This is a genomic window from Streptomyces sp. BK208 (assembly GCF_004364245.1).
Classification (GTDB): domain Bacteria; phylum Actinomycetota; class Actinomycetes; order Streptomycetales; family Streptomycetaceae; genus Streptomyces.
Genome location: NZ_SOAV01000009.1, coordinates 101,344 through 122,925, shown reverse-complemented (window position 1 = coordinate 122,925; position 21,582 = coordinate 101,344). Strand labels below are relative to the sequence as shown.

General features: G+C 66.5%; 12 protein-coding genes. 11 read left to right on the top strand and 1 reads right to left on the bottom strand.

Going from position 1 to position 21,582, the window contains the following annotated elements; genetic code table 11:
- Window positions 1-333: 333 nt before the first annotated feature.
- From EV562_RS22560 to EV562_RS22540, 5 genes are all read left to right on the top strand, one after another.
- A complete protein-coding gene (locus EV562_RS22560; RefSeq protein ID WP_133888643.1) occupies window positions 334-5,055 on the top strand; it encodes a DEAD/DEAH box helicase family protein in 4,722 nt (1,573 codons plus the stop codon).
- Complete coding sequence (locus tag EV562_RS22555; protein ID WP_133888642.1) at window positions 5,052-6,569, top strand: NERD domain-containing protein; 1,518 nt, start codon at window positions 5,052-5,054, stop codon at window positions 6,567-6,569. The genes EV562_RS22560 and EV562_RS22555 overlap by 4 nt, the downstream gene beginning before the upstream one ends.
- Complete coding sequence (locus tag EV562_RS22550; protein ID WP_030404635.1) at window positions 6,566-9,745, top strand: helicase-related protein; 3,180 nt, start codon at window positions 6,566-6,568, stop codon at window positions 9,743-9,745. Before EV562_RS22555 ends, EV562_RS22550 begins: the two co-directional genes overlap by 4 nt.
- A complete protein-coding gene (locus EV562_RS22545) occupies window positions 9,726-11,528 on the top strand; it encodes a DUF1998 domain-containing protein (protein ID WP_030404634.1) in 1,803 nt (600 codons plus the stop codon). Before EV562_RS22550 ends, EV562_RS22545 begins: the two co-directional genes overlap by 20 nt.
- Window positions 11,529-11,692: 164 nt before the next feature.
- A complete protein-coding gene (locus tag EV562_RS22540) occupies window positions 11,693-11,881 on the top strand; it encodes a hypothetical protein (protein ID WP_030404633.1) in 189 nt (62 codons plus the stop codon).
- Here the strand turns inward: EV562_RS22540 and EV562_RS35645 are convergent.
- Window positions 11,862-12,527, bottom strand: coding sequence for a very short patch repair endonuclease (locus EV562_RS35645; protein ID WP_238156415.1), 666 nt, complete (start codon window positions 12,525-12,527; stop codon window positions 11,862-11,864). The genes EV562_RS22540 and EV562_RS35645 overlap by 20 nt on opposite strands.
- A gap of 137 nt (window positions 12,528-12,664) precedes the next feature.
- Here EV562_RS35645 and EV562_RS22530 point away from each other — a divergent pair, with 137 nt between their 5' ends.
- The 6 genes from EV562_RS22530 to EV562_RS22505 all read left to right on the top strand — a co-directional run bounded on the left by EV562_RS22530 (window position 12,665) and on the right by EV562_RS22505 (window position 21,514).
- Complete coding sequence (locus tag EV562_RS22530; protein ID WP_243860117.1) at window positions 12,665-14,110, top strand: DNA cytosine methyltransferase; 1,446 nt, start codon at window positions 12,665-12,667, stop codon at window positions 14,108-14,110.
- A gap of 271 nt (window positions 14,111-14,381) precedes the next feature.
- Window positions 14,382-16,964 carry a Z1 domain-containing protein gene (locus EV562_RS22525; RefSeq protein ID WP_030404630.1) on the top strand — a complete coding sequence of 861 codons (2,583 nt, stop codon included), beginning with the start codon at window positions 14,382-14,384 and terminating at the stop codon, window positions 16,962-16,964.
- A gap of 23 nt (window positions 16,965-16,987) precedes the next feature.
- Window positions 16,988-17,977 (top strand): PD-(D/E)XK motif protein, encoded by a 990-nt coding sequence (locus EV562_RS22520; RefSeq protein WP_243860137.1) that lies wholly within the window; start codon window positions 16,988-16,990, stop codon window positions 17,975-17,977.
- Entirely contained in the window at window positions 17,974-19,854 is a 1,881-nt protein-coding gene (locus EV562_RS22515; protein ID WP_133888640.1) for a hypothetical protein, read from the top strand. The genes EV562_RS22520 and EV562_RS22515 overlap by 4 nt, the downstream gene beginning before the upstream one ends.
- On the top strand, window positions 19,851-20,753 hold the full coding sequence (locus EV562_RS22510) for a hypothetical protein (RefSeq protein WP_133888639.1): 903 nt from the start codon (window positions 19,851-19,853) through the stop codon (window positions 20,751-20,753). Before EV562_RS22515 ends, EV562_RS22510 begins: the two co-directional genes overlap by 4 nt.
- Window positions 20,753-21,514, top strand: a complete 762-nt coding sequence (locus tag EV562_RS22505; RefSeq protein ID WP_030404626.1) for a DUF6339 family protein — start codon at window positions 20,753-20,755, stop codon at window positions 21,512-21,514. The genes EV562_RS22510 and EV562_RS22505 overlap by 1 nt, the downstream gene beginning before the upstream one ends.
- Window positions 21,515-21,582 lie beyond the last annotated feature (68 nt).

Here is a 21,582-nt window from a genome sequence, read left to right as displayed (position 1 = left end):
CGTGCGACGTTCCCGTTCACTTGGCCCATCCTCCTGTGCCACCGAGTCGGTGTCGTCTCGGCTCTCGCTGAGTGACCCGTCGACACCGACCCGTGACGTACCTGCGCCTTACAACTTGTGAAGGTTTGGCGTAGGTTTCTATCCTCCTGCTTCGACGACCTATCTGCTAATAACCGGTCGGTCTGTCAGTGGATGCGTCTACAGTCCGTGGCAGGTCGGTGGTGTGGTGTGTGACACATCGCCGGTGAACATGGTGATCGACGTTTCAGGAGCCATGCAAGTGCGGCTTTGGCAGTGGTGCGTTGCTGTGTCGGCAGCGGGGGCGGTGTAGGCGTGGCGACGAATCGAGCCGGTTGGATTCCCGACGAGCGTCTGGTTCGCGAGGTCGACGACCTCTTCGAGCGGGCGACCAACTCGTATCGTGCGAACTCGCACCTGATCGCGGAGCATGCCAATCAGGAGGAGTCCATCCGAGTCGGCGGTTACTCGAACCGCACGCTACTGGAGCTGGTGCAGAACGCGGCCGACGCGATGTCGGGAGCCGCCGAGCACGAGGAGGGGGCCGGGCGGGTCGAGATCGTCCTCGACCTCGATCGCCAGACCTTGTACTGCGCGAACGCCGGGCGTCCGTTTTCGCGTAGCGGCCTGACCACGCTCGCGCACGCGCACCTCAGCGGTAAGAGAGGCGATGAGATCGGGCGGTTCGGACTCGGGTTCAAATCTGTGCTCGCGGTCACCGACGCTCCGCAGGTGTTCAGCCGGTCGATCGCCTTCGAGTTCAACTCCCCCAAGGCGAAGACGGCCCTCGCGGCGATCGCCCCCGCATCCAAGAGGCTGCCGGTCCTAAGGACCCTGACGCGGATCGATGCCGACGTCGAGTTCGCCGAGGACCCGATCCTGGCCGAGCTGGCGGACTGGGCGGTGACGATCGTCAGACTGCCGCATGCGTCGAGGTTGGAGAACCTCCGGAGGGAGATCGAGGAGTTCCGCTCCGAGTTCCTCCTCTTCGTCAACTCGGTGCGCGAGGTCCGGCTCCGGGTCGTCGGCGCCGACGCCGACTTCGTGACGAGCCACGTGTCGTGTGACCTCGGTGACGGTAGGTTCCGCATCGAGCGTCCCGACGGTGACCACGAGGAGTGGTACGTCGAGAATCGGATGCACGCACCCAGCCCCGAGGCTCGGACCGAGGTCGGTGAAGCGGTGTCGCGTGACCGGATGAAGGTCACGGTCGCCATGCCGGCACGGTTCGCCCAACTGAAGACGGGCGGGTTCTGGTCGTATTTCCCGCTCCAGGACAGGACGTCGGCATCCGCCCTCTTTAACGCCCCTTGGAGCGTCAACGACGACCGCACCACGCTGCTCGCGAACGCGTACAACCGGGAGATCCTCGTGACTCTCTCCGGGATGTTCCTCGACATGTTGCCGAAGGTTTCGTCCTTCGACGATCCTGCAGCGCACTTGGACTACATGCCTGCACGTGGTCGCGAGACCCACTCGTTCGGCGATGAGATCCTCTGCGTTCATATCCCGCAGCTCGGATGCGAGAGGGCTCTGATCCCCGATGCTGCAGGTGTACTGCGCACGCCGCCGGAGCTCCGTCCTCTCGACTTCCGCGTCAGCGAGGCGTCCGAGCGCGACCACGAAGAGTGGATCAAGTCTCCCCACACTAGCGGCGATGTGCCGCACTGGCGTTGCTACGCCAACAATCAGCGTATGACGCGTCTGCGGACGCTTTACGTGTGCAGTGCCTCCTCCGCCTTCGTCGACTCGCGGCCGAGGGATGAGGCGAAGGCGCTGGAGAAGGTACCCAAGAGAGGCGTCCTGTCGTGGCTGCGTGAGTGGGCGGAGGGGGCCGACGCGGCCTCTGCCGCGAGAGCGCTCGACTTCGTGCTGCGGAATCCCAGAGTCGACGGCATCGGCTCCGCGAAGGTCATACCCACGACTCGCGGCATGAAGTCCGTCAAGGATCGCGGTCAGGTCTTCCTCCATCGCGTGGAGGGCATCGAGGTCGAGGGATCGTGCTTCGTCGATCCGAATTTTCTAGCCGTTCCCGGCGTCGAGAAGAAGCTCGGTGACAGGGGCTTCCGGGACCTGGATCCGCTCGCGAAGTTCGAGGCCAGGATGGCCAAGCTGTCGCCGGAGTCGGAGGACGACGAGCTTCCGAAATTCTGGGACGCGGCCGTCGACGTGCCCATAGCGCAGGCGCAGAAGCTCGTGGCGGGCAACAAGGCAGGTTCCCTCAAGGTTCCGACACGCGACGGCGGCTGGGCGTCGCCCGAGTACGTGCTGGACATCGACGGCCTCGGTGACGGCATTGCCGACCGAGTGTTGGACAGGACGAAGTGCGTTCCCCAGATCGCCCATGCAGCAGGCGTCATCACAGAACCTGTGGCTTCGTACTCGGTCGAAGAGGAGGTCCATTTCGACGACTACTGCCAGTACGTCCTGGACGAGCTGAACCGGAGGCTGGGGCCCGGAGAGCGCCCCGTCGAAGAGGTCGAGTTCGATAGGGGCGACGGTCCGGGTCCGTTCTCGGCGCTCCTGATGCTGAAGGAGGCGGAGGCGCCCGAGGGCATCCGCGAACACTGGACGGAGAGGCTGCTCCGGCTCGACGAGACGGGTCACTGGCTCTGCACGGACGTCGACACGGGGCTCACCCACCGAGTCGCTTCCCCCGTGCGATGGGCGGTGGACCAGGCTGGCCTGCTGAAGTCGAGCCGCGGGTACCGGGCACCCGGTCACGTAGTCTCCGCGTCGCTCGTCGAGTACGAGGCTCTGCTGCCTCTCTTCCGCGGACCGCGCCACGTCGAAGACGCCCTGGCACTGCCGAAGGGACTGGACGAGGTTCCGGCGGAAGTCATGCGCGAAGCGCTCCGGTCGGAGGTCCTCAAGCCGATCAAGAACGGGGCCCTGACGGGGTTCGTTCTCACTGCCGGCAGGACCGCATTCCCGGACGGGCGTCCGGCACTCATCCCCGCCAGGGTTGGACGCGTCATCGAGGCGAGGCGGCCCGACGCGGTGTACTTGGCGACGACCGAAGAAGAACGCGCGTTCCTCAGCATGAGGCAGAAGCCGTACCTCAAGGCGGACCCCGACGAAGCGGAGCTGCTCGTCGAGGAGGTCGGATGTCGTCGGTTCGAGGACAGCTTCTCCTTCTCGCTGCTGGTCGACGGCCGGCAGGGCGAGGAGCGCGTCATCGACTTGTACGCCGGGCTGCGTTCGACGTTCGTCGAGGACAAGGTCGTGAACGCGACCGTGGCGAAGGCCGTCCAGATCACGAAGCGCGTGACCACCGAGGACGGCGTCGAGGACCAGACGCTCGAGTGGCATCTCGAGGGGCTGACTCTTGTGGTCCATGCCGACCTCGACGAAAAGCGCGTTCTGCAGATCGTCAACGGCGCGTTCGACCTGCGTCTGTCGAACGCCGAGCTGAGCGACATCCTCCGAGCACGTGCAGACCAACGTCTGGAGGAACAGCGGCAGGCCGCCCGTGCCGCAACCGGTGATGCGGAGCGCCTGGAGATCTTCTTCGGCGACGACACGCTGAAGGAGTGCCTGCCGAAGGGGCTCTGGCAGGCACTCGAAGGGCAGGGCCTGGTGGACGACTCCACGTCCGTTGCGGAGCTCTTCCTGACGGTCTACGGCAGCGACTCGATCAGATTCCTCAAAGATCAATTCAGCGTCGAGGGGTACACGGACGTTCCCACGGCGTGGGCGGGGGGAGCGTCGACCGTCGCCTGGCTCCGGAAGATGGGATTCGGCACGCAGTATGCCGGACGCCGCGGTCGGCACCAGGACGAGGAGTTCGTCGTGCCCGGTGCCGTGAGGCTCAACCCTCTGCACGATTTCCAGAAGGAGATCAGCCGGGAGCTGAAGGAGGTTCTGACGTCCCGGGAAGCGGACGGGCGCGCACGCAAGGGCATGGTGGAACTTCCGACGGGAGCCGGAAAAACTCGCGTCGCCACCGAAACCGTGCTGCGGCTCTTCGTCGACGGCGACATGAGCGGAACCGTGATCTGGATCGCGCAGTCGGAGGAGCTCTGCGAGCAGGCGGTGCAGACGTTCGAGACCGTCTGGCGATGGCTCGGCGACGAGCGTCCGTTGACCATCGGCAGGCTTTGGAACTCCAACGTGGTCCACGAGCCCGATACCGAGTTCAGCGTGGTCGTGGCCACCGACGCCAAGCTCGACAGGGTCGCCGACACCCCCGAGTACGAGTGGCTCAGTCGCGCGTCCGCGGTGTTCATCGACGAGGCCCACCGGGCGGGCGGATCGAAGATGTACACGAAAATCCTCAGGTGGCTCGGAGTCGACGGCCGTAGCTGGGAGCGGCCTCTGGTGGGCGTCTCGGCCACCCCGTTCAAGGGGAAGAGCGACGTCGTCACCAAGCCGACGGAGGAGCTGGCGGCCCGCTTCGGCCACCACATCATGAGGGCCTTCGGAGGCAACGCCTACGAGGAGCTGTCGAAGAGGGGCGTCCTCGCGCGGGTTCGACACGAGGTGCTGAAGGGCGTGGACGTCGCACTGAAGCCGGACGAACTCGAGCAGGTGCAGTCCTGGCGCAAACTCGAGCCCAAGGTTCTCGACCGCATCGGGCGGGACCAGGCCCGCATGCGGATCCTCGTGGAGGACATTCTTCGCAGGGACCCGGAATGGCCGATCCTCGTGTTCACTCCGAACGTCCTGTCCGCCCAGGTCCTCGCCGCCACGCTTCGTTACAGGCAGGTCGCGGCCGAGGCGGTCAGCGGCCAGACCGGACGGCAGGCACGCCGTGACGTAATCGAGAAGTTCAAGAAGGGGGAGATCCGGGTCCTGGCCAACTGCGATCTGTTGATCCAGGGCTTCGACGCACCCGGTGTCCGGGCCTTGTACATCGCGAGGCCGACGTTCAGCCCCAGCGCGTACATCCAGATGGCCGGCCGCGGACTGCGCGGCCCCGCGAACGGCGGCAAACCGGAGTGCCTCATCGTGGACGTCGCCGACAACTTCGGGGCGGTAAACGATTTCCTCGGATACCGCGCCTACGAAGACCTCTGGCGAAAGCAGGGAGCATGATCCTGGTACCGGATCTCGCCGACGTCGAGACGACGACCACCAGCAACGCCGAACGGCGGGTGGCGCGACTGCTGCGGGCTATCGACGGGCCCCACGGGGCGGTCGCCTTCCACTCGGTGAAGCTGCGGAGTCATGCGGTCAAGCAGCAGGGGGAAGCCGACTTCGTCGTGCTCTGGGACGGTGTCGTCGTCATCGTCGAGGTCAAGGGCGGGGGTGTCAAGAAGTACGACGGCGTCTGGTACTCCATCGACCGCCACGGTGACTGGAAGAAGCTGCGCGAGTCCCCGATGGACCAGGCGCAGTCGGCGATGTACGCGTTGCGGGACATTCTTCAGGAGGAAGGCGTCGGTTGGTTCGCGACCGAGGCCGTCGCCCTCACCCCCGACATCGACGCGCCTCCGGCCGCGGTCGAGTGGAAGGGGAGCCACTGGTGGGCTAGGGACCAGATGACCACCGCGGCGATGACGGAAGCCTTCGAAAAGGTCGCCGGTGAGGCCAGGACCGCACCCTTCGGAGTCAGGATCGCTCGGTCCGAGACCCTGCGGGCACGCCTCTTCGGCGAGTTCACGCGGATGCCCGTCATGGATGCACAGCGGGGCGCCGTCCTGGAGGAGCAGAACCGGGCGACCGAGGGGCAGGCACGGGTCCTGGCCGCGCTCTCCCGAAACCCGAGGATGCTCGTCTTCGGCGGTGCGGGCACCGGAAAGTCCCTGGTGTTGGTGGAAGGCGCGAAGCAGGAGGCGGGCGAGGGAAAGTCGGTTCTCATCACCTTCCACTCACCCGCTCTCGTCGACTTCTTCGGCCCGCGGATCGAGGGCAGAGACATCGATCTTCTTCCGTTCGCGGACTTGTCAGGTGACAAGCAGTACGACGTCGTCTTCGTCGACGAGGCGCAGGACCTTATGAACGCCGAGGGTATGGACGCACTGGACTCCGTGATCCGCGGAGGTCGCGAGGGCGGTCGGTGGAGGATGTTCCTGGATCCGAACAACCAGGCACGCGTCGACGGCGAATTCGACCCGGATGTCTGTGAGCTGGTCCAGCAGGAGGCGCTCCAGTACGACCTGGACCGGAACGTCCGCAACACCCGGGCGATCGTCCACGTCGTGCAGGAATACCTGGGTGCCGACGTCGGAGACCCGGGCATCGTCCACGGTGACCGAGTGGAGTGGCGGTGGTCCGATGGGACGGCCGACGTCGACGCCGCGGAATCCGTGGCCCGGGACCTCGTCGCGGACGGCGCCCGTCGTCAAGACATCTGGATCATCAACGTCTCCGAGGGCGCCGAGCCTTATAGAAGCGAGGCCGGGTTCCTCGTGACGAACCCGCGGTTCGCCAAGGGGCTGGAAGCAGAGCACGTCATCGTCTGCGGCCTGCCCCGTGAGTACGACGATCGGGGCCTGGCCGCCTTCTACGTGGCAGTCACGAGGGCGCGGGTCACGCTCCACGTGATCGCGTCCAAAGAGGACAAGAAGCGGCTCCAGGCTCTTCTTCGAAAGCAGGTCTGCAAGTGAACCTCACCGTGGCTCAGAAGAAGGCCCTGGAACACCTTCGAGAGTCCTACGTAGGGCCCGAGGCGGGCGATGACGAGGTCACGACGAACCTGCCTCACCGGCAGTACGCCGTCGGCATGCTGTTCCCGGTCGAGGCCGGGAATCGAGGGACTCACGGCGGCGGAGACACGGACGAAGACGTTTCCGCCGACGTCCCGGACGGCGAGGTGGAGGAGAGCGGCGCCGGGGTCCCCCTGGCAGAGGACTGGAGGCCCTCGTCCGTCGCGATCTCCTTCGTCACCGACGGCGATTCCGTCGACGTCGACTTCTCGTGCGGCACGTACGCCGTCGTCGACGGGGACGGGCCACCCGGATGGCGGCGTACTCCGTTCTCCGCCGGAGTCATCGAGCTCCGGCGGGAGAAGAAGATCGAGCGCCTGTCCGTGGGGGGTGTTTCGGTCGAGGTCGGATCGCGCTGGCGCGTCTTCGGGGGAAACTCGTTGGTCACCGTCCATGTACGGGTTCTGACCGAGTCCACGGGTGACGACCGTCTCGACATCCCCGGGATGCTGTTCCAGGTCCGTCTGGCCGTCACTCCGCCCGCTGGTGCAGAGATCCTGGAGTACGACACGACGCGTTCGTTCGATGCCGATCCGGAAGCCGCCGAGCTGCGTCTGCGGTACCGCAACCGAAAGGTCTACGCGGTCGGGCACGGAATGGCCGCGGACTGGGAGTTCACGGCTGGCCGTTGCACACGGATCTTCCTCGAACCCGTCCCGGCGTTCGTGGTGCCCGCCGTCGAGACCACGGGTTTCGACGAGGGGACGGCCGAAGCCGGGGCCTTGGAGATGAGGCACCTCCAGCAGATCGACGAGGACCCCGGAGCGGTACTGCAATCGTTGGACGCCTTCGTCGAGGCGTTCGCCGGCTGGGCTTCCCGGCAGATGGAACGGGCGGAAGCGTTCGGCGACGACAAAGCCGTGGCCGTCCGTATCGCCGAACGTTCGGAGAACACGGTCGGCAGGATGAAGAAGGGCGTCGACCTCCTCCGGTCACCGGAACAGCAACATCTCCGAACGGCATTCTCACTCGGCATGGCCGCCATGCGCCTTCAGATGCGGCAGGGGGCGATCAACCGTGGGGAGCCGGAGGACCAGGTGCGGGAACCGGAGTGGCGGCCGTTCCAACTCGGCTTCCTGCTAGTCTCGCTGGCTTCCACCGTTGACGAGAGGCACGAGGACCGGGGACTCGTCGACCTCATCTGGTTTCCGACCGGTGGTGGTAAGACCGAGGCATACCTGGGTCTCGCCGCGATCGAGGTCTTCCGCCGACGGCTCGACCACGGTACGGCCGGTGGGGGAACCGCCGTCATCACCCGCTATACCCTGCGGCTCCTGACCGCTCAGCAATTCCAGCGGGCCGCGGCATTGGTCTGTGCGATGGAGAGGTTGCGGGCCACGGACGGCCGGGCGAAGGGGATGGCGCCTTTCTCGATCGGTCTGTGGGTCGGCAACGAAGTCACCCCCGGTACGCGTGGAGAGGCGCGTGACGCGCTCAAGCGTCTTCAGAAGGCCGCGCGTCCGGAAGAGGCGAACGAGTTCCAGGTCGAGAGCTGCCCGTGGTGTTTGACGCCGATGGTGCCGAAGCTCAGGAGCGACAAGCCGCATGCCTACGGCATGCGTCTGGTGGGACCGGACGTCGTACTCCATTGCGTCGACGAGTCGTGCGAGTTCACCGACGGGCTTCCGCTCGCGGTCGTCGACGAGGTGTTGTACGAGGAACCGCCCACGATCCTGCTGGCCACCGTCGACAAGTTCGCACGTCTGCAGTTCAAGCCGGAAGCCGGGAGGCTGCTCGGTCTCGGGACCATTTTCAAGCAACCGTCCATGATCATTCAGGATGAGTTGCACCTGCTCTCGGGGCCGCTCGGGACCACCGTCGCCGTTTTCGACGCGGTGATCCAGCTCCTGCTGAGCCGGTCGGGGGTCAGCCCCAAGATCGTGGCTTCGACGGCCACCATCCGCGCGTCCGAGGAACAGGTGGGAGGGCTCTACGGACGAAAAGTCGCCCTGTACCCGCCGTCGGGGCTCGACGACGACCGGACGTTCTTTTCCCGCCCCGTGGAGAGCGGAGAAGGGCGTCTCTACGTCGGTTTGATGCCGCAGTCGGTCTCGCAACCGTCGGCCGTCATCGCCGCCGTCACTCCCATGGTGGAGATGCCGGAGGCACTCGCCGCCCGCGCTCCGTCCGCCGCGCCACGGGACGCGTACTGGACGCTGGTCATGTACCACAACAGCCTCCGCGAGCTCGGGCGTACCGGAACGCTGGTCGTCGACGACGTCAACGGCCGTCTGGAGCCTCGTGCCGAAAGGCTCGGTTTCCCGCTGCGTCCCGTCAGGGCCGGAAAGGTCCTCGAACTGACGAGTCGCCGCGGAGCGGAGGAACTGCCGAACGACCTCCGTGCGCTCCGGATCGGGGTCGACGAGTCGTCGGACGCCGTGGACGTGGTCCTCTCGTCGAACATGCTCTCCGTGGGCATCGACATTCCGAGGCTCGCGCTGATGCTCATGGTGGGGCAGCCGAAGACCACGGCCGAGTACATCCAGGCCACCAGCCGTGTCGGGCGTGGAGACACGCAAGGCGTCGTCGTCACGCTGTTCCGGTCGAGCAGGGCCCGCGACCGATCGCACTTCGAGACCTTCCGCGGTTATCACGAGGCTCTTTACCGGAGCGTAGAGCCCACGAGTGTCACGCCGTGGTCGTTGGCCTCGCGCAACCGCTCGCTCGCCGGCGCACTCGTGGCGCTGTTGAGGCAGTCGTTCAGCGCGCTCGCCCCGAACGACGCAGCGGGTCGGCTCGACCTCGGGGACGACAAGATCCGCGAAGCGGTCGACCGACTCGTCGACGGGTTTCTCGGTTACGTGACGCGCGCCGACGGTCTCGAAGCGGAGGAGACGCGCTCTGCGGTGGGCAGCCTTCTAAGGGATTGGGACCGGCGGGCGGCACAGGCACGCGAGGCGGACGAGCCGCTGTACTACCAGCGCACGAAGAAGGATCAAGCAGCTCTGTTGAAGAGGTTCGGTCAGCCCGGAGAAGGGTGGCTCGTCGGAGACTCGATGAGGTCTGTGGAGCCAAACGTGGCGGTCGAGGTCCAGGAGCCGCAGGAGGAGGTGCACCGTGGAGAAGATCAGGCATGACCTGCGCCTCTCCGAGACGATCTCGCCGTTCGGTGTGGGAGCGATCGTCGACGTCCGGGGTGAGTCGCTCATGGCGCCGGACACGTCCTGGTGGGACAAGAGATTCGCCCATGAGATCAGCTGTGAGCGTCTGATGGCGCGCCTCGGTGCCGGCGTCCTCAGGCAACCGCCGGAACACGCGGGTCGCGCCGGCAAGGACACTCCCGCGTTGCCCTACTGGCGCTTTCCCGCTTGGCGGTTCTGCGAACGCTGCGACAAGCTCTCGAAGCTGACCGGGAAAAAGAAAGGTAAGTGGAGTAACGCCTGTGAGTGTGGCGGCGCCCTCGTACCGATGCGCTACATCGCCGTCTGTGAGAAGGGCAGCCACGCCCAGGACGTCAACTGGTTCAAGTGGGCGCATCGTGGGCGCGGGGCGAGCCTGAGCGAAGCGGTCCGTTTCTGCCGCGATTACAAGGCGCTCAGGTTCCACAAGCTGGCTACCCGTGGCGAAGGTCTCGCGGCGTTGGTGGTGAAGTGCTATGGATGCGGAAACGAACGCAGGCTCGCGGAACTCGTGACGAAGGGGGCTCTGCACCGGGACGGGATCCGTTGCGCGGGGCGGCAACCCTGGGAGCCGGAGGACTCCGTCAAGAAGCCCTGCCCGTATGAGCTGGTCGCCGTTCAGCGCGGTGCCACGGGCAACTACATCGCCGAGAGGATCTCGGCTCTCGACATACCCGAGGAACGTCCGCAGTCCGCGGAGGCGGCCGACAAGATCCGCGGGCACGTGTTCTTCGAGAAGGTGGTGACGGACAACGGCGGGCCCCTGTCGGAGCAGGTGGCGGAGTGGATCGCCGACGATCTCGGAGTTACGTCGGAAACCGTCCTCGCCGTGGCGGCGGGGGAGGAGACCGCACCGGACGAGATGCTGCTCGATCTCAAGGATGGTGAGTGGGCGGCGTTCCTGAAGAAGCTGGACGGTGGACGCGACGGTTCGGGAAGCGACTTCGTCGTCGACGGACGAAGCCTCGGAGGCGTCACAGGGCCGCAGAGTCTGCTCGGCAAGATCAGCGGCATCGGGCAGGTGCGCAGGGTCCGTGAGGTCCGTGCTCTACGAGGATTCCGGCGTCATGACGCAGAAGCGGCGATGATCAGCGTTGATCTGGGCTCGGACCAGCGGCGTTGGCCCACCTACCCGGCGATCGAGCTGTACGGGGAGGGGATCTTCCTGCGGTTCGACGAGCGGAAGCTCGCCGAGTGGGAGGCGCAACCGGAGGTGGAGGCACGCGCCGGCATTCTCAAGGAGCGCAGGGCCGACTCTCCCTGGGCCGGCCGCCTCGACATGCCGGAACCCAGGTACATCGCCCTGCACACGCTGGCGCACCTGCTTATCCGGCGACTGGCGTTCGCAAGCGGTTATGCATCCGCCGCGCTGCAGGAGCGGATCTACGCTAACTCCGACCGTACGGACAAGACCGCCGGGATCTTGATCTACACCGCGGCGGGGGACGCTCAGGGGACCCTCGGCGGCCTCGTCAGACTCGGGGCCCCCGAGAAGTTGATCCCGCTCCTGGTGGCCGCTCTGGACGACGCGGACATCTGTTCCAACGACCCGGTCTGCATCGAGAGCGATCGGCAGGGAGCCTCGCAGCTGAACCTCTCGGCCTGCCACGGTTGCTCCCTTGTGAGCGAGACCTCCTGCGAAACCGGGAACCGGCTGCTCGATCGACAGCTGGTGCTGGGCGGAAGCGATGTGAGGGGACTCTTGGACGATGTTCTGGCGGAGGTCCGACAGCCCAGGTGATGTGGCCTCCAGGCCGTCATGCGACGCGCAATGTAGGACGGGCCGAAGCGGCTCGTTGCGGATTGCGAACCCGTGCAGAGCGACTACGAGGTCTGGTCACGCTGGATGCGCCTGCCGCCCCCAGGGCAAATACGGGGGTGGGAGCGGCGTGCGATCCTGGCGGCATGATCCGAGAACCGGCTGAGGCCCTGGTGCGTGAGGACGGCTCCGTAGAACTTCCCATGGGGATTCTCGTCGAGGCCGGGCTGGCCCCCGGCGCCCGGCTCCTCGCCTACAGCGACGGAGACGGGCGAATCGTGCTGCGAAGGGAGGCGGACGCCCTGGACGATCTACTCAACGGACGTCCGCTCTGAGCACACGGGCGGCGTGCTTCGACTTGGACTCCTCCAGTCCGAGTCGTACGAGGGCGGCCGCGTCGTCGATCGGCGTGTGCTCCCAGACTCGGACCACGAACCAGCCGTGTTCCACCAGGAGGCTGTCCGTCTCTCTGTCACGGCTCTTGTTGCCTTCGATCTTCGACACCCAGAACTCCCTGTTCGTCGATGGGATCGACCGGTGGGTGGAGCACCCGTGCCAGTAGCAGCCGTCCACGAACACCGCCACCTTGTGCTTGGTGAAAAGCACGTCCGCGGTTCGGCGCAACGTGGCCACCGGCCTGGCGTTCACCCTGAAGCGCAGCCCTTCCCGATGCAGAGAGGAGCGGAGCCTGAGCTCGGGCTTGGTGTCGCGTGCTCGATTGGAACGCATCGACGCCCGGGTACCGCTCGACGAGGCCCAGGAGTTCCCTATCTCCTCCGCCACCAGGAGCCCGGCTTCTTCGGCCAGGAGCCAAGCGGCACGAAGGTTCGCGCTCCGGGTGGGGTGGTCCACTTCGCCGAGGGAGTATCGGCGTCTGCGTCCTGCGACAGCCCATTCGAGTCTGGCGACGACGTGCCCCGTCCTTCGAGACTCGGTCAGGACGACGGTGGCGGGTACTTTGACGCCGGACTCGTCGCTCACGAAACGCTTGGCGTGACCTCCGGCGGCTCGATCCTGTTCACGTTTGCGATCAGTCCTCGTCATCCCGGCCCTTGGGCGCCAAGCGCGGGAGGGCGGGCGGTAGGCAGAGGTGCGCCGTCGGCTCGCGGGGCCGTCGGATGATCCGCGTGAAGGGTGCCCAAGGTCCACTCCTCGAGCTTAAGGTGCTGCATGACCTGATCGAGCAGTCCGAAATGGACCTGATTGGGGGCCGGCGCGAAACGCTGTTGAGCTGTACAGTTGGGAGATTGCCTTCCGGCCTGGTGGCCGGCTACAGTGCGCCAATGCGCCAACCACACAATGAAGTCGACGCCTCCGAAGTGGAGGCGGGGGATCCCGGTCTCGCTCCGCTGAGGACGATCGACCTCTTCGCCGGCTGCGGTGGGCTGACGCAGGGCTTCGTCGACGCGAAGTGCGGCGGCCGTCCGGTGTACCGGCCCGTCGCAGCCGTCGAGCTCGATCGGGCGGCGGCGGCTACGTACGCGGTGAACTTCACCGAGAAATTCGGGGCGCATATCCACCAAGGGGATATCGCGGACTGGGTCGACAGGCCCGGAGGACTCCCCGAAGCCGACATCGTGTTGGGTGGCCCGCCCTGCCAGGGGTTTTCGAGGCTTGGAAACCAAGATCCGAACGATGCGCGCAACCAGCTTTGGCGCCATTATCTGGATGTGGTTTCAACCGTCCGGCCGATGGCTTTCGTTATGGAGAATGTCGACGCCTTCAGGAATTCTACCGAATTCGAACTCTTGCGCAGAGAAGTTCGGGATGGGGGAGCTCTCTCCGAATACTTCATCTACGATGATCTTCTCAACGCTGCTGATTATGGTGTGCCGCAACGACGTTTCCGTGCGATTGTCGTCGGAATCCGAAAGGATCTACGATCCGCCGTGGACTCGGCTCGTCTAATCGATGACCTGACGGACATGGAACTACAGGCCGCGCTCATCCCGACTCCGGCTGCCGGGCCCGAACGCACCGTATGGCAGACGATTTCCGACCTCGTGCTGCGCAAGCTCTCCTCCGATCTACCCACACGCGAGGTGTCCGCTAACGGGCGTAAGATCGCCGGCCCGTTCCGTATGGACGAGCTTCATCTGCGCCGAAACGGCATAAAGCCGATCTCGATGGCGCGCTATCGTTCCATTCCCGAGGGGGGAAACCGGTTCGATATCCCCTTCGAATTGCTTGCGCCTTGTTGGAAGAAGCACAAGAGCGGTTCCGCCGACGTCATGGGGCGACTGCACCGCGACAAGCCGTCGGTCACCATCCGTACGGAGTTCTTTAAACCGGAGAAGGGCCGTTACCTGCACCCTTGGCTGCATCGGCCCATCACACACCTGGAAGCGGCCAGACTGCAGGGCTTCCCGGAGTCTTTCCAATGGTGTGGAAGCAGGAGCGACATCGCACGGCAGATCGGTAACGCCGTGCCCGTCGGGCTGGGACGGGCCATCGCCGAGCACCTCGCCCCGCTGCTACTCGCTCAGCGGGACCCTCAGGCAACGACCACGGTGAAGGCGTCCCGTCCGCCCAAGCGGCGACGAAAGCTGGCGGCGGCTGCCTGATCGGTCCTGCGCAGAACGTTCGGTGATTCCGTACGGGGAACTTCCCGCATCCGGGCCCGGTTGTCGGTGCGCGCGGATATAGAGTTGTTTCATTGGACACCGACGCCGGGGCCTCAGCCGTTGGTTCACCTAGGGGAGGGTGAACGGTGGTGGCCGTGGCCGACCTGACGTCCGCGGCCGACGGGCGCGCGGGTCGGACGCCGCTCGTATGGCGGTCGACCCGTAGGCCACCCCTACGATCGCGGTACGCCGTGTATCCGAGGGGTGGGGCTTGCAGGAGTTCGAGGATCAGTACGAGGCGTTCAAGCGCCTGATCAAAACGCACACGCCCGAACAGGCGTTGGCGACGATCAAGCTCTTCGGTATGTCCGACGAGCTCGCCAAGCGCATTGCGGAGCGTCATCAGCAGGAGACCATCGCCGTCCGCGAGAAGCGGGAGCCCGGTTCCGTCGTCCGGAACAACCGCGAGACTTGGTACGTCGGCCCCCAGGACGACGACAGGTGCTGGCCCGCTCTCAGGAACCTGCTGGCGAAACAGTCGTGGGACGAGGACAGCCTGCGCGGCCTCGACTCCGCTTCGACCAAGGTCGTTTCTATGCTCGACCACCCCCTAGAGAGCGCGTTCTCTACCAGAGGGCTGGTCGTCGGCTACGTGCAGTCGGGTAAGACCAGCAACTTCACCGCGCTCATCGCGAAGGCGGCCGACGCCGGATACAAGTTCTTCATCGTCCTCGCCGGCGTCCACAACGGGCTGCGACTGCAGACACAGCTCCGACTCGAGCGGCAGCTCGTGGAGCCGGTGATAGACCAGTGGCACCCGCTCACCGGTCGCGTCGGGGACTTCGAGCCTCCCGCGGGCAACCCGGCGGCCTTCTTCGGCGACAAGAGTCAGCAGCACGTCCTCTGCGTGATCAAGAAGAACGTGCCCAGGCTGCGGAAGCTCAAGGCGTGGTTGGAAAAGGCGCCCGACTACCTGCGCAACTGCCCGACACTGATCATCGACGATGAGGCCGACCAGGCGAGTGTCGCGTCACGTAGCACCAATCCGCTGATCCGGGAGATCATCGACCTGTTCCCCCGCGGGGGATACGTCGGTTACACCGCCACGCCCTTCGCCAACCTGCTGATCGACCCCGCCGCCAAGGACCTCTATCCGGAGGACTTCGTCGTCAATCTGCCGAAGCCACGCGGACACTTCGGCACCGAGGTTCTGTTCGGCCGGGACGCTTTGGACGGCGAGGACCCCCAGGAGGTACCGGACGGATACGACATGATCCGCACGGTCCCTGACGAGGAGGTGCCCCTCGTTCGACCGGGACGAGACGAGATCGAGGGGTTCGTACCCGAGATCAGCGGTGCCTTGAGGACGGCAGTCCTGTACTTCTGGCTCGTCACGGCCGCCCGACGGGTGCGTGGTACGGGGGTTCCCCACTCCACGATGCTCATCCACACGAGTGTCAGCACCGTCGTCCACGAGAGCTTCGAAAGGCCCTTGGAGGCGTTTCGTAAGCGGACGGCGGGGTGGCTCGATGCCGCGGACGGGGAACTGCTCGAGGAGCTGAGGCGGCTCTGGGAGGCCGAGATCGCCCGTGTCCCCGGTAACGAGCCGGACCTCGGGGAGACACCCGTTCCCTTCGACGCTCTCCTTCCGTTGCTGGCCGGTGTGGTGGACGACTGTCGCATCATCCTGGACAACTCGAAGAGCGTGAAGCGATTGGACTACGAGGCCGGCCCGGTCGTCGCCATCGCCGTGGGCGGCAACACTCTGTCGCGTGGCTTGACCCTGGAAGGGCTCGCCGTCAGTTACTTCGTGCGAAACGCCACGACGTACGACTCTTTGCTGCAGATGGGCCGCTGGTTCGGCTTCCGCGAAGGGTACGCAGACCTGCCGCGCATCTGGATGACGGACGGGATGCGCGACTGGTTCAGGCACATCGCCACCGTCGAGTCGGAGATGCGTCGGGACATCGATGTGTACATGGTCGAGGACAAGACGCCCAGGACCTTCGCCGTCCGCATGCGGACCCACCCGTCACTCCGTATCACGGCGGCGGGCAAGATGCGGGACGCGGTGAAGGCGAGTGCGGCGTACGGAGGGCAGCGTGTGCAGACCCGCTACTTCCGTACGCGGGACGCCGAGTGGTTGCGGGCCAACCGGCAGGCCGCCCACGACCTCGTCGACCGCTCCCTGCGATTGGCGGGAGCCCGACACCAGGACAACGGAATGCAGGGCAGGCACATCCTCCGAGGTGTGCCCTACGACATCATCCTGGACTTCCTCGACGAATACCGCTTCCACGGCAAGTCGTTGGAGTGCGACGCGGGTCTGTTGCGCAGTTACGTAGAGCGTCGGGTGCGGTCCGGGGGCGGCGGTTCGCTGAAGCGCTGGAACGTGGCGATCATCGGCAATCCGCTCAGCGATGATCCGGAAAAGCGGTACGAGTTCGGCCCCGGGCTCGCCGTGGACCGCGTCATCCGAGCGAAGCTCGGCGAGAGCGGAGGCGACGCCGCCGACATCAAGACCCTGATGAGCCGTCGCGATGCCGGCGTCGATCTCGATCTCGGTGCGCTGACGGAGATCAACGAGGCGGCGCTGAAGAACGCCAGGCGCGAGCAGGCGCCCGACACCGCGTTGCTGACCCTGTACCCGATCGACGCTCTATCGCCGTCACCGACGAACCGCGAGAGGCGTGCCCCGCTCGATGCCGTCGACCACGTGATCGGCGTCGGTCTGGTCTTCCCGATGCCTCGGGGTGAGGACAGTGAGGTGGAGTACTACAGCGCCGACCTGTCCCGCGTACAGGACGACGAGGAGGAAGACCTGTCGTTGCTCTTCGAGGAGGACGACAGTTGAGCGGGGGCGCCGATCTGCGGCGTGTGCTCGACCGGCACTGGGCCGAGTTGGATCTCGCCCCACTCGGCCCAGGAGCTGCTCTCAGGACCTCTCCGCTCCCCGTCGTCACCGAGCACGGGGCGGTCGCTGCGGCTACCGACGGTGACTCGTTGCGTCACTTGCTGATCCCCCTCCGGGGACGTCGACGTATCCCCACCGGGCGGATCGGCGGAACACTCCGCGTCATGGAGCGGGCGTTGCAGGACGACGAGACCTACGGACGTTTCGCGGATATCGTCTGCACCCGCAGGGATCTCGACGACGTCTTCACGGGGCTGTGCGCCGACGTCCTCGTGGCACTGGAGGCGGACGGGCGGCAGCCCTACCGCACTACGCTGGCGGTGGTGAACCGCTGGCGTCAGCTCTTCAGCGGCATACCCCGCACGCTCACCGAGACGCAGGAGATCGGCCTCGTCGGCGAGTTGTCGGTCCTCCTCCGCCTGCTCGTCAAGGACCCGGGCGCCGTGAGGTGGTGGGCCGGCCCCGAGGGAGGACGGCACGACTTCTCCGACGGCCTCCGCGCCGTGGAGGTGAAGAGCACGCACACGACCTCGGAGCGTAGGACTTTCGACGTCCACGGAATCGACCAGCTGGAGGCACCGCAGGACGGTCGTCTGATGCTGGCCTGGCAGCGGTTCGAAAAGAGCCCGCGGGGGCGGACCGTCGGTGAGCTCGCCGCGGAGGCGGCCCGGATGTGCGACGACGAGTCGGAGCTGTGGCTTCGACTGGCACGTGTCGGCTATCGGCACGGACAGACGGACGACGAAGGCGCACTGCGCGTGTCACCGCTTGAAGAACGTTGGTACGAGGTCGACGGGGCCTTCCCCCGCCTCACGGCGGCTTCGCTGACGGAGCCGGTACCCGACGCACTCCTGGACGTTCGCTACACCGTCGACCTGGCCGGTGTCCACTCGCCGGTGCTGGACGACGCGGCCGTGGATGCCTTCCTGGACGAGCTGGGGTGGACGCCATGAGCGCGGAATCCCCGCGTTGGTCGTCCGAGCCCTACGCCCCCGGCGGCGGAGGGACGGCCGAAGGGGCCTTGAAGAACCTCGACGGCACCGAGCTCGACCCGCTGACACTTCTGGTGAGGGAGTCGGCTCAGAACAGCTGGGACGCACGAACCGGGGACGGTCCGGTGAACTACCGAGTGGAACTGCGCACCCTCGGACCCAGTGAGGCTCCGGTGTGGCGCGAACTCCTGGCCGCGGGCGCGCCTCAGCTGCGCCACCTCAAGCTCCGGGCCTCGCTGGCACGTCCCGCCCCGCGCATCCTGACCGTGACCGACACGGGGACGAGGGGACTGGGCGGACCCACCCGCGCCGACGTCGCGGTTCCCGGGCAGTCGGACTTCGCGTCGTTCGTCCGCAAGACCGGCAGCTCCAGCAAGGTCACCGGCCGTGGCGGCACCTACGGTTTCGGGAAGGCGGTTTTCCACCTCCTCTCCGCATCGCACACGGTGATCGTGAACACGCGCTGTCGGGTGGACGACCGATTGGAGACCCGACTCATCGGGTGGGCGGTCCACGAGAGCTACACCGTGGAAGGCGACGACGGTGCGAAGACGTTCACCGGCCGCCACTTCTGGGGAAGGGTCCGCCGCGGTTACGTCGAGCCGCTGGTCGGGGATGAAGCGGACGAGGTCGCCGGAAGTCTCGGCCTGAACTCCCTCCCCGACGGCGACACCGGGACTTCCGTCGCGATTCTCGACCCGGTCTTCGGCGAACGCGACGACGCCGAGGCCATGAGGTGGATCGTCGACGCGATGGTCTGGAACCTTTGGCCGAAGATGCTCCCGGAGGGAGGAGACGCCCCCATGCGCTTCTCCGCCCACCACGAGGGCCTGGCCGTCCCCGTTCCCAGGCCGTCGGAGGTGCCCCACCTGCGACCGTTCGTCTGGGCCTACGACGACATGACCCGCCTCGTCGAGCACAAGTCCATGGGGCGCGTCCTCGGCCGACTCGGTATGCGGAAGTTCATCTCCCCGCAGGGAAGGCCCCCTCGGGTGGCGCAGGAGGCGGGTATCGGGGACCGGCTTCACCACACGTGCCTCATGCGGCCGGTCGACCTGGTGGTGAAGTACCTCGAAGGTCCCCCCTTCTTCGAGGAGAGCGGGGGTTACGCCGCGGTCTTCCGTGCCGACGCCGCAGTGGACCGGGTCTTCGCGGCGGCGGAGCCCGCATCGCACGACGCCTGGTTGGTGGACAAGCTCAGTGGCGACGACCAGCGCCTGGCCAAGCACGCCCTCCGGAAGATCAACGACGCCATGAAGGAGGCTTCCGGGCCGGCCCGGGTGGCGAACGAGGCGGGTGAAGGCGTCTCCCTCGCGGGGATGAGCCGACTCATGGCTGGACTCATGGCGGGTACGACGGGGGAGGGGGCGGAGGCGGTTTTCGCCGCGGGTACGACGCCCCCGGGAGGTTCCTCGGGCACCGGACGGGGCTCCGGGGGGCCGGCCGGAGCCGGTGGGATCCCCGGTCCCAGAGGAGGATCGAGTGTCCTCTCCGGTCGCAGGCGCGTTCTGTACGACGGAGCCCCCGAACACGACGTGGTGGACGGTGAAGCCGTCATCGTCCAGCGATTCACCCTGCCCGACGCGGGCTCCTACGTCGTCCACGGTCGCTCCGCCGTCGCGTTGGGCGACGGGCGCGGTGTCGAGACGGAGCCGCCCATCGGAGCGTCGATCCCCACTGTGCTGGGATGGCGTGCGGGGAGCGGACCCGTGACGGACGGGTCCTCGTTGCACACGGTCGGCGGCGACGGCACGGTCTGGTCGCTGGTCGTCCGGCCGGCCCCCGACACCATGACCGAGGTGACGGTCGTGGCCGAGGCAGGGGGTGAGGATCGGTGAACCGTCGTGCCTACCCCTATCGCAGCGCGGCCGTCGGGTCGGTGACGATGGCCGAGTGGTCCCTCAAGTCCGAGGATGGGGAAGCCGTTCCGCTGCCCGCCTTCATACCCGACTGGGACTTCCAGACAGACCTGTCCCTCGAGACCGAGGTCAAGGTTGACCTCGACTCGGTCAGGGCTTCGGCCGGACTCCCCTACGAGGCCGAGCTCGCCCTATCCGCGATCTGGAGCTCCACCGGCAGCGGGCTTCGGCGACTGGCCCACCGAATCACACTGCACGGTGGGGGCACCCGCTCGGCGCAGCTCTCGTTCACCGTGATCGGACGCGACAGCGGCGGCCGATTGTCCGTCGACACCCAACTGGTTCTCGCGAAGGCCCTGGACAATCCGGATCCGACCGGTCCCCGACGCGCGGGGTCCGTGCTCTGGCAGCACCGGGCCGGTGTGCGGCTGCAGGGCGACGCGTCGCAGTTCCCCATGGCCGTGGTCGACTTCAAGAGTGCCGGCTACCCGGAGAACGCTCCCTGGTATCTCGACGTCGGTTCGAACCTGGAGGCGGCGACGATGGGCGCCGTCGTGTTGCTCGTGAACAGCGGCACGCCGGTCGTGCTCAACGCGCTTCGCCGGGCGGAGAAGGCGTCGTACGCGGAACGGCTCATCCAGTCCGCCGTCCGACAGGACGTCGTCCGCCTGATGATCGAGCGGGCCGTGTCCGACGAGGAGCTGACGGACTCGTCCCGGTTCGAGCAGGACACGCTCGGTCACACACTGCTCGGCCTTCTGCGTACCTTCCTCCCCGGTACATCCCTCACCTCCCTGCGCATGACGCGTCGCACGGATCCGGCGCTCTTCTCGGCGAAGATCCAGCACGCCGTCGGCCTCTTCTCCAAGGAAACGTGATGGTGCACCTGTATCCGCGGCTTCTGCCCGCGGCCGCGGCCCGCCTCCGGGAGGAGTGTCTGCACCGTTCCGTCGAGTACCTGCGTGATCGTTCGGCTCTCTCCCACCCGGCCATGTTCTACGCGGCCACCGGCGGGTCCCGTCTTCCCGAGCGGAGCCTCGGCTCCCTACGCGAGGCGGTGCTCGCGTGCGCCACCGAACGCGGCTATCCCGCCAAACCCGGCAGGAGGCAGGCGGCGGGTTTCGACATCGACGTGGCGACGGTCCTCCACCGAGACTCGGGCATCGTGCCGGCGGAGGCGGTCGCGGGTGACCTCTGGGCCTTCCTCTCCCTCGTCGTCCTGCCGGACGTGTCCGCGTGGAGATTCGCGGACCTGCATCGCGACCGGGTGCTGGGGACCGACGTCACACGCCACGTCTTCGGCCGGCTGTGGTGGCGAGCACACCTTCTGTACGACGAGGACGGAGGGAGGGAGGACCTCTACGCCTCGTTGTCCGTGCTCAACGAGTCGGACTTCGACCAGATCTACGCCCGACGCACCTCGATCGGCGGGAGCCCGCATCTGGTGCGGGCGATCGTCAGGGTGTGGCAAACGCTCGACGTTCCGCCCAACGCGGAGAGGCGGGTACTCCGCGATTTCCTCATGCGTGTGCTCAGGCTCAACGCCTTCATCTCCTTCGACTCGCTGCCGGCGGAAGTACTCGACGAGGAGCTGGAAGGCGTGTTCCGGGAGTCGCTGTCCGTGGTGGCCGGAGGGTGAATCGCCGAGTGCCGTCAGGCGCGTTCACCCTGGAAGAAGAGCTGCCGGGGTTCACCGTGCGTAAGGAC

Excerpts from the sequence above, each read along its gene's own strand:
- EV562_RS22555 (WP_133888642.1), top strand. The coding sequence starts at position 5,052 with ATGATCCTGGTACCGGATCTCGCCGACGTCGAGACGACGACCACCAGC.
- EV562_RS22540 (WP_030404633.1), top strand. The coding sequence starts at position 11,693 with ATGATCCGAGAACCGGCTGAGGCCCTGGTGCGTGAGGACGGCTCCGTA.
- EV562_RS22530 (WP_243860117.1), top strand. The coding sequence starts at position 12,665 with ATGATCCGCGTGAAGGGTGCCCAAGGTCCACTCCTCGAGCTTAAGGTG.
- EV562_RS22515 (WP_133888640.1), top strand. The coding sequence starts at position 17,974 with ATGAGCGCGGAATCCCCGCGTTGGTCGTCCGAGCCCTACGCCCCCGGC.
- EV562_RS22505 (WP_030404626.1), top strand. The coding sequence starts at position 20,753 with ATGGTGCACCTGTATCCGCGGCTTCTGCCCGCGGCCGCGGCCCGCCTC.